The organism is Bartonella sp. AP57NXGY (genome assembly GCF_042195805.1).
GTDB lineage: Bacteria > Pseudomonadota > Alphaproteobacteria > Rhizobiales > Rhizobiaceae > Bartonella.
This window is the reverse complement of the sequence record NZ_JBHIOZ010000436.1, coordinates 1-869: the sequence shown is the minus strand read 5'-3', so window position 1 is coordinate 869 and position 869 is coordinate 1. Positions and strand designations below refer to the sequence as shown.

At 34.8% G+C, this 869-nt stretch carries 1 pseudogene; it reads left to right on the top strand.

Annotated elements, in window-relative coordinates:
* Positions 1–276: 276 nt before the first annotated feature.
* Positions 277–869, top strand: a pseudogene (locus ACFIL8_RS11330) (hypothetical protein); the annotation flags it as partial.

The following is an 869-nucleotide window of genomic DNA, read 5'->3' as shown; positions in this document are numbered from 1 at the left end:
AACAATCTGCCAATAAAGAATGCTATTGCAGTTACGATAATACAAAATTATACTTCTGTTCTCATTCTATATTTTTCCAATTATCACGCATTATTCACCCCCTTCACTGTTATAACAATGAAAGGAAAAAAATTAAAACACAATATGGCATTTCTCTTTCACAAATCTTATATAAGCCACAAAATTGTTGCGCGACTTTCTAAGCAAGGTCAAGCAATAAAATTATATTCTAACAACCACTCCACATACCACTTTTTGATATTATAAAGCCATAAAATGCAATTATCATCTCCGCAAACAATATCTCAGAAAAACAAAATCCCTTCTGCAATCATTGGACTACTCCCTCCAATGTTTGCGCACCATTATACGCATAACGAGTTAGATGACTTGTTTATTGCATCATTTGCTCCTCCTGAAATTCCAGAAGGTACAAAAATCCAAAAAGTTAAAGCGTGGCTACGTGCAATCAATTCTCAATGCGAAGAACCACTTGAATTCCTTGGTAACCTGCTTAGTGATTTTATGGAAAAAGAATATTATGATCCAGACCCTACCGGATTGAATTCATCGTTATACAAAAAAACTCTACAGTTAAAAGAAGATCAACGTAAAATTTTAGAAACGTTAAAGAAAGATGGATTGGAATATCAGCGTGGAGGGTATATTATCAAAGCAGGTCTTCTTTCTATAAAAGAGCTACAAAACCGTATTGCAGAGAAAGGACTTTCAGCAGTAGAAATCGAAATAAATAGGGCATTAGAAAATATAGAAAAAGATCCAAGGGAGGCCGTTCTATTTGCAGCAAATCTGTTGGAAGCCTCTTGCAAAGCTTATCTCGACCACCATTCTATCCCATATGCAGAAAA